The sequence below is a fragment of the Nonomuraea sp. B12E4 genome (assembly GCF_039871825.1).
GTDB lineage: Bacteria > Actinomycetota > Actinomycetes > Streptosporangiales > Streptosporangiaceae > Nonomuraea.
Map to the genome: position 1 here is coordinate 262,120 of NZ_JBDPME010000011.1, position 7,526 is coordinate 269,645.

Here is a 7,526-nt window from a genome sequence, read left to right on the forward strand (position 1 = left end):
AGCGATCAATGCCGGGAAAGTGGGGCGGCCGGGTCAAGGGGGCGGGAAGCCGGCGCCAAGGCGGAGATCCTGTCCTGGACGTCGATGGTCAGCTTCTCCAGCAGGGTCGCGAGCGCGGCCCGTTCGCCCTCCGTCAGCCCCGCGACCAGGGAGGCTTCGCGGCCGAGGACCGAGTCGACCGACCGCTCGATGAGCGCGTGACCCTCCTCCGTCAGTGACACCGCGACGCTCTTGCGCCCGGTGTCGCCGGGGCTCCGCCGGATCAGGCCCGCACGCTCGGCCCTGGCCACCCGCTGGGAGATCGCGCCGGCCGTCACCAGCGTGCGGCGGGCCAGTTCGCGGGTGCTCAGCCGGTACGGCGGCCCGGAGCGGCGGATCACGGAGAGCAGGTCGAGCGTGGCCGCGTCGATCCCGGCGGCGCGCAGCACGCGGGCGCGGTCGTCGGCGAAGATCTTGGCCAGCCGCCAGATGGGCGTGACGATCTCGATGGAGTCGGTCGGCGTGCCGGGGCGCTCGCGCTGCCAGGCGGCCGCGATCTCCGCGGGACTGGTCGGGGTGTCGGCCATCGGGAATCCTCCGCTATGTTTAGATCTAAACATAGCAGTCGCCAAGGAGGAATGATGGGCAGGACCGTACTTGTCACCGGGGGTAGCAGCGGCATCGGCCGGGCCGTCGCCGCTCGTTTCGCCGCCGACGGCGCCGACGTCGTCATCACCGGCCGCCGCGTGGACACCGTGGCCCCCGCCGCCGAGGCACTGGGCGTGCGCGGGCTGGCCTGCGACGCCACCAGTCCCGGCCAGGTCGCCGCCCTGGCCGGGGAGCTGGGCGGCTCGCTCGACGTGCTCGTCAACGCCGCCGGCGGTCTGCCCGCCGCCCCGGCCGCCGGGACGCCGCCGCTGGAGGCGCTCGCGCAGGAGTGGCTGTCCAGCGTGTCCGGCAACGTGCTCACCGCGGTGCTCACCACGACCGCGGTCCGCGACCGGCTCGCCCCGGGAGGCGCGGTCATCAGCGTCGGATCGATCGGCGCCGAACGCCGCGGCGGCTCCTACGGCGCCGCCAAGGCCGCGCTCGCCGCCTGGAACGTCTCCCTCGCCGCCGCACTCGGCCCCCAGGACGTCACCTGCAACGTCATCTCATCCGGGTACGTCGCCGGCACCGGCTTCTTCGGTGACGGGATGACGGAGGAGCGCCACCGGGCACTCGTGGAGGAGACGCTGCTCAAGCGGCCGGGCACTCCCGACGACATCGCCCAGACCATCCTCTTCCTGGCCTCTCCCGGCGCCCGGCACATCACCGGCCAGACCATCCACGTGAACGGCGGCGCCTTCACCACCCGCTGACACGAGGGCGAACCCCACGGAGAGCCGTCCGGAGGTGACCCCGGCGACCGCCTGCTCGCGCGAGCCGCGCATCGGGGAGGTGTGCGACTCGACGGACAAGGAGGCGTCGAAGACGACCGGCGGCGGAGCGAGAACCACAGTCGCCACTTCTAAACCGGACACGTGCGGATCCTCACCATCGCCGGAACGGGCCGGACCTGAGCTCAGGCCGCGGGATGGGTGCTCGGGCCGGGCCGCCAGCGGGGATGCTCGCCGGTGTCCTTCAGGGACCACCGGCCGTCGGGGCGCAGCACGTCGTCGTAGTAGAAGACCGTGGCGGGCAGGTCGAGGGACTGCCCGCCGTGCGCGGTGAAGGCCGCGCGGCCCGCCTGCCGCAGGAGGCGCGGATCCACCCCGAGGGTCTCGGCGGCGACCTCGGCCAGCCGCTCCAGCGCATGGTGCGCCATGAAGCCGTCGTAGACCAGGCTGAACACGTGCGGGGCGGGCTGGCGTACGTCGCGGGAGATGATGTTCACCTCCGGCAGGGGGCGCGTCAGCCCCCGCCGCGCGCGGATGGCCGGATCGATGTTGACGGCGCAGTCGCGGTAGAACACGGCGGAACGGCGTCCGTCGCGGTCGTAGCCGAACAGGGTGTTCTGGCCGTGCATCTCCAGCGCGCACCCGGTACGGACGGCGGCGTGCGCCCAGAGCGCCACCATGGGCGTCACCACCCGCCGGACCAGCCACGATGCCGGATCCTCGCCGCTGCGGATGACGAGCTGCTCCAGCAGGGTCGGGTGATCCGGCCAGCGGACGTCCCGGCCGTACAGGGCGAACAGCGGCACCGTGTGCTGCGGTGGCGAGCCGGCGACACCCGCCGGGCGCGGACATCACCCGTCCGCCGCGCTCGGGTGCCACACGTCGGCGCCGGCCGGATTCCCTCCGGGAGGCAGGACGGTGGTGCCCAGGCGCGGACTCGCCTCGCGGACCAGGAACCCCCACGACTCCCGCGGCTCGTCGCCCAGCACCCCGCCCGCCACCTCGCACAGCACGGGCAGCCCGCTGCGCGTCAGCTCCGCGGCCGCCCACAGCTCGAGGGTGATGATCGGCCGGCGCAGGCGCCGGGTGAAGCGGGACAGCCGCCTGGGAGCCTCACGGGCTCACGGTCGGGCCGGACGGCGCGATCTGGGTGGCGATGGAATCCGGCGCTCTGGTGAGGAGACGGCGGCCATGAGGGTGCGCACGGCGGTGCGGATCGGCTCGCCTGGGGATCGGGGGACGCCGGTGGTCAGCGCGGTGAACAGGATGCCCAGCACGCTCATCTCCAGGAGCATGGCGTCGTCCTGGCTGACCTCGACCCCGGCGGCGCGGCATTGCCGCACGATGAGATCGGCGCGGCTGTGCAGAGCGTCGGTCAGCGTGTGCCGCAGGCGGGGATTGCGGGTGCTCTCCAGGTGCAGTTCGAACAGGGCCAGCGGGTCATTCCGGCCGTCGGTCAGCATCGTGGTCAGGACGGCGACCAGGGCTTCCTCAAGGTCGCGGGGCGAGACCGGCCGGATGGCATAGGCGTTCACGCGTTCGCCGAGCCGGTGGGTGATCCGCTCGATGACTCCGTTGAGGAGCGCGTCGCGGGTGCGGAAGTAGCGTGAGGTGGTGCCGGGTGGCACGGCGGCGGCGGTGTCGACGGCCCGGTGGGTCAGCCCGCGGGAGCCCTGCTCGGCCAGTACGGTGATGGCCGCGTCTGCGAGGTGGTCGCGGCGCTGTGGGTTAGGCGCTGGCACGGTGTCCTTCAAGGTTGTCGTGGTCGGCCGGGCCACACCATTTCAGCAGAGCCGCTTGGATGCCGTCGCGATCACCGGCCCAGGCCACGTAGCCATCCGGGCGGACCAGTGTCGCCTCCGGCCGGGTGCCGTGCGGCGGCTTGGCCCACCGTACGCGATCCCGATACGGGGCCGGCACTCCCTGGTCCGACAGCAAGACGAAGGTGCCGGCGCGCAGTACCTCGTACAGGCGGCCTGCCTCTGTCGGTCCGTCGGCGGCGCGGCGGCCGGTCAGCGGATGGGCGTCCGGCCCGCCGGGCGGGTAGGCGAACTCCAGGCCGGACAGCCGTCCGAGGATGCGACGACGTCCGGCGCTGGTGTGCAGCAGGGTGGCCATGATGCGCCGGTTGATCGCCAGGCGTAGCCGTGATCCGCTCAACACCAGCCCGGTGAGGTGGTCGGTCATGGCCAGGACGGTGGAGCCGACGGGATGCCGCTCGGCATGGTAGGTGTCGAGGAGCCAGGACGGGGCCCAGCCGTGCAACGTGGCGGCGAGCTTCCAGCCCAGGTTGACGGCGTCCTGGAGGCCGGTGTTCATGCCCTGGCCGCCGATGGGCGAGTTCACGTGGGCGGCGTCCCCGATCAGGAAGACGCGTCCCGATCGGTAGTGGCGGGCCTGACGACGTTCGGCGGTGAAGCGGGAGAACCAACGCGGCTCGCTCATGTCGTAGTCGGTGCCGGCGATGTGCCGGAAGGCTTCGCGGATCTGAGCGAAATCCGCGTCCTTCTGGGCTTCGCGTAGCCACGCGCCGACCCGGAACCAGCCGTCGCCGAACGGGAGGGTCACGACGACGCCCTCTGCGCCGACCTGAGCGATGGAGGGCGGCTCGGAGGTGGGGATGCGGACATCGGCCAGGAGCATGGGCAGGCTGTAGGTCGCCCCGGCGAAACCCACGTCCACCAGATCCCGGACGGTGCTGTGGGCGCCGTCGGCGCCGATGACGTACCGGGCGGCCAGCTCCGTTCCGTCTTCCAGGCTGAGCCGTACGGACTCGGCGTCCTGGGTCAGGCCGACGACGTTGGCATTGCGGCGGATCTCCACGCCTAAGTCGGTGGCGCGCTGCTGGAGGATCAGCTCGGTGCCGTTTTGCGGCACGATCAGCAGCATCGGATATCTCGTGTCGAGCCGGCCGAAGTCCACACGTGAGGCGTAGGCAGGGTACACGGTCCTGAGCGGGTTGCCCCGCGCCACCAACTCGTCGCCCATGCCTCTGGCGTCGAGCAGCTCCAAGGCTCGGGCGTGCAGGCCGAAGGCCCGGGTGACGTTGGAATCGGAGCCGCGCTTCTCCACGATCGCGCAGGACACCCCGGCCAGGGCCAGCTCGCAGGCGGCCATCAGGCCGGTGGGGCCGGCTCCCACGATGATGACGTCGTTCACGACGCTCTCCATTCGCTACGTATGTATCGCTACATTTATAGCGCATGGATGTCCTGGTGAGCCAGCGCCTCAGCGCCGATCGCCCGGGGTGTGTCGTACCTCGGCTCGGTGCCCGGCGCTATGCGCTCGCGTCAGGAAGGTGATGCCGGGGTTTGTGCCAGGGCCTGGGTCGACGGGGTGATGAGCTCGTCGGTGACCCGGCGGGCGGTGGCGGTGGGGTAGGGCGTCGGGAGGCCGAGGACGATGTGGCGGAAGCCGGCGTCGAGGGCCTCGCCGATCGCGTGCCGGGTGGCGCCGGGCTGGTCGTAGGAGACGGGCAGGTGGATCGAGCGGGTGATCGAGGCGGGGTCGCGGCCGACCTCGGCGCAGTAGCGGTCCAGCAGCGCGCTGCGGCTGATGACGTCGTTGATGTCGCCGCCCGGGATGTTCCACAGGTCGGCGTGCTCGGCGACCACCCGCAGTGTCGAGGACGAGCGTCCGCCGATGAGGATCGGCGGATGGGGGCGCTGGACGGGTTTGGGGTTGCCGAACGCCTGGGTGAGCCGGACGTACGTGCCGTGGAAGTCGAACGGTTCGGCCTCGGTCCACAACCGCGGGATCACCGTGCACGCCTCGGCGAGGCTGCCCACGGCGTGTGCGGCGTCGTGGAAGGGCAGGCCAAGGCATGGCTTGGCCACCGGTCCCGGGCTCTGGCATCATGGGCAACCGGAATCGTGTTCCGAAAGTACGACAGGGAACGTCGTTCCGTTTTGGCAAGCCCGGTATGGGAGGAAACAGCGCGGTGAACGACAGGGACGGGGGCGCGGCCCCGCGCAAGCGGGCCGACGCCCGGCGCAACGAGAGGACGCTGCTCGACGCCGCCGCGGCGGTCTTCGTGACCTCGGGCGTCGAAGCGCCGGTGCGCGACATCGCGGCCAGGGCGGGGGTCGGGGTGGCCACGATCTACCGGCACTTCCCGACCCGGGCGGACCTCATCATCGCCGTCTACCGGCACCAGGTCGAGGCCTGCGCCGAGGCCGGTCCGGCCCTGCTGGCGAGCAGCGCGTCCGCGCACGCCGCGCTGGGGCGGTGGATCAACCTGTTCGTCGACTTCCTGGTCACCAAGCACGGGCTCGCCGCCGTGCTGCAGTCGGACGAGCCCGGTTTCGACGCGCTGCACGCCTACTTCCTCGACCGGCTCGTGCCCGTGTGCGGGCAACTGCTCCAAGCCGCGGCCGCCGCCGGCGAGATCCGCTCCGACCTCGAGGCCTACGAGCTCATGCGCGGCGTCGGGAACCTCTGCATCGGCGCCGACAACGATCCCCGCTACGACGCGCGGCGGCTCGTGGAGCTCCTCGTCGCCGGACTGCGCCGACCGCGCTAGCCGCCGTTCATCAGTGCATCCGGAACGGTAATCCGGATACCGGCCGCGGCCCCTGGTGCGGCGGCCGCCATCCGCAGGGTGAGCCGGGATGAAGAAGCTGTGCTGGGTCCGGCACGGCTTCTCGGCGAGGGCGGGCGGCCTCAGTCGCCGGTGATCAGCGCGGCGAGGTTGTGAGCTTCGGCCGCTCTGGTCAGGGCCGCGTGCTGGGCGCGGAGGAAGGCGGCCGGTTCGTCGCGGCGGGCCCGCTGCGAGCCATTCATGCCGACCTGACTTCCGGATCGAGGGGTACGGGGGTTCAGATCCCACGGGCGTGGCGCCACACGGCGGCCAGGGTGACGCTCCCGGCCGTGGCCAGCAGCCCGATCGGGGCCAGGTAGACGCCCAGGGAGGCGTCCATCGGCGTGAACGGCGCCAGCCCCGAGACGGTCCGCATCAGCACCACGCCGAACAGCCCGGCGAACCCGGCCACCGCCAGCGCGACCAGCGACAGCCGCCGGCGGGCGGGCAGGCCGGAGAAGGTCAGCAGCCAGGCGAGCACCCCGAAGAACTGGATCCCGTGCATCGGCACCGCGTGCGCCAACTTCATCACGCCGGCGGCGCCGTACGTGGTCATCGACTGCGTGAGCGGGCTGACGTCGGCGTCGAGCAGTTCGTTGCCGTTGATGATCATCCACCCGCCGACGGCCATGGCGACCAGCAGCGACACCAGCCCGGCACGGAGCGCCAGGGCCATGGCCGGGGGAGCGGAGGTGCGGACGAACGAGGCGAGCGTCATGAGGACGACCACGACGAGGGTGACGCCGATCGTCACGCCGCCGCCGACGAACAGTGTCTCGTCGAGCGGTGTCGCGTCGTTGAAGTGCGAGGCCACGCCCCGGGCGTGCTGCAGCACGACCCAGGCGACCTCCAAGGTGGTCGAGGCGCACAGCGCGGCGGAGACGACCCAGCCGATCCGGCGTCCCACGGGCAGGTGACCGCCCACCCAGGCGAGCGTGGCGGTGGTCAGGCCGAACGACAGGCCGAACGTCATGGGCTTGCGCCACGACAACGCGCCCTCGGCCGAGCCACCGACCACCATCCAGATCGCGGCGTGCGCCAGCCCCACGACCATCAGGGCCGCGCCGACGAGGTAGGCCAGGCGCTGGTAGCCCGTCGCCTCGTCCCAGAACGCCCGGACGGAGGCGCGCATCGCGGCGAGCAGGGAACGGATGCCGGTCGCGGGGACGTGCGCGACAGGTGCGGGGAAGGTGGCGGGCCGCGGGTGGTGCAGGTCGAAACCGATCATCACAAGCCTCCGTGGAAGTGCCCGGCCCTCGGCGCGTGAGGGGCGCTGTGGCCTGGGGATTCACCGGCGGGATGCCGACACGAGAAACGTAGGCGGCGCACCACGCCCGCCAGATCCCCCGGGCTCGCCAACTTGGGCCTCCCCCGGCACGGGGAGCCACTCCCTCTTGAGAGGGAGGCGATCCCCGGGGGAGCCTGTCACGATCAGTACCAGGACCGCCGTGAAAGGGAGGCAGAACTGGCAGGAGCCGTTGATTGACTGATCTGAGTTCCCGGCCGTTCGGGGCTTTCCATCACTGTGTGTGATCGCCAGGAGCGTAGGTCTTCCATGTTCCGCCGCCCTCGGCTGCGAGGTTCTCGGC

Annotated in this window: 8 protein-coding genes and 2 pseudogenes; 3 read left to right on the top strand and 7 right to left on the bottom strand. The window is 71.8% G+C overall.

Going from position 1 to position 7,526, the window contains the following annotated elements:
* Positions 1-5: 5 nt before the first annotated feature.
* Positions 6-566 (bottom strand): MarR family transcriptional regulator, encoded by a 561-nt coding sequence (locus ABGB18_RS25820; RefSeq protein ID WP_347698159.1) that lies wholly within the window; start codon positions 564-566, stop codon positions 6-8.
* A 51-nt stretch (positions 567-617) separates the two neighbouring features.
* Between ABGB18_RS25820 and ABGB18_RS25825 the strand changes: the two genes are divergently transcribed.
* Positions 618-1,340 (top strand): SDR family oxidoreductase, encoded by a 723-nt coding sequence (locus ABGB18_RS25825; RefSeq protein WP_347698160.1) that lies wholly within the window; start codon positions 618-620, stop codon positions 1,338-1,340.
* 203 nt (positions 1,341-1,543) lie between these two features.
* Here the strand turns inward: ABGB18_RS25825 and ABGB18_RS25830 are convergent, their stop codons facing one another.
* The gene (locus ABGB18_RS25830; RefSeq protein WP_347698161.1) at positions 1,544-2,164 is read right to left on the bottom strand and encodes a ferric iron reductase; all 621 of its coding nucleotides are present in this window, start codon (positions 2,162-2,164) and stop codon (positions 1,544-1,546) included.
* A 45-nt stretch (positions 2,165-2,209) separates the two neighbouring features.
* Positions 2,210-2,371 (bottom strand): hypothetical protein, encoded by a 162-nt coding sequence (locus tag ABGB18_RS25835; protein WP_347698162.1) that lies wholly within the window; start codon positions 2,369-2,371, stop codon positions 2,210-2,212.
* A 119-nt stretch (positions 2,372-2,490) separates the two neighbouring features.
* Here ABGB18_RS25835 and ABGB18_RS25840 point away from each other — a divergent pair.
* Positions 2,491-2,553, top strand: a pseudogene (locus ABGB18_RS25840) (hypothetical protein); the annotation flags it as partial.
* 4 nt (positions 2,554-2,557) lie between these two features.
* Here the strand turns inward: ABGB18_RS25840 and ABGB18_RS25845 are convergent.
* The 3 genes and pseudogenes from ABGB18_RS25845 to ABGB18_RS25855 form a co-directional block, all read right to left on the bottom strand.
* Positions 2,558-3,136: pseudogene (locus ABGB18_RS25845) on the bottom strand (TetR family transcriptional regulator); the annotation flags it as partial.
* Positions 3,087-4,517 (bottom strand): FAD-dependent monooxygenase, encoded by a 1,431-nt coding sequence (locus ABGB18_RS25850; RefSeq protein WP_347698163.1) that lies wholly within the window; start codon positions 4,515-4,517, stop codon positions 3,087-3,089. The pseudogene ABGB18_RS25845 and the gene ABGB18_RS25850, both read right to left, overlap by 50 nt.
* Positions 4,518-4,648: 131 nt before the next feature.
* Positions 4,649-5,194 carry an LLM class flavin-dependent oxidoreductase gene (locus tag ABGB18_RS25855; protein ID WP_347698164.1) on the bottom strand — a complete coding sequence of 182 codons (546 nt, stop codon included), beginning with the start codon at positions 5,192-5,194 and terminating at the stop codon, positions 4,649-4,651.
* Between the two features lie 104 nt (positions 5,195-5,298).
* Between ABGB18_RS25855 and ABGB18_RS25860 the strand changes: the two genes are divergently transcribed.
* A complete protein-coding gene (locus tag ABGB18_RS25860; RefSeq protein ID WP_347698165.1) occupies positions 5,299-5,880 on the top strand; it encodes a helix-turn-helix domain-containing protein in 582 nt (193 codons plus the stop codon).
* A gap of 295 nt (positions 5,881-6,175) precedes the next feature.
* Here the strand turns inward: ABGB18_RS25860 and ABGB18_RS25865 are convergent, their stop codons facing one another.
* Entirely contained in the window at positions 6,176-7,165 is a 990-nt protein-coding gene (locus ABGB18_RS25865) for a hypothetical protein (protein ID WP_347698166.1), read from the bottom strand.
* Positions 7,166-7,526 lie beyond the last annotated feature (361 nt).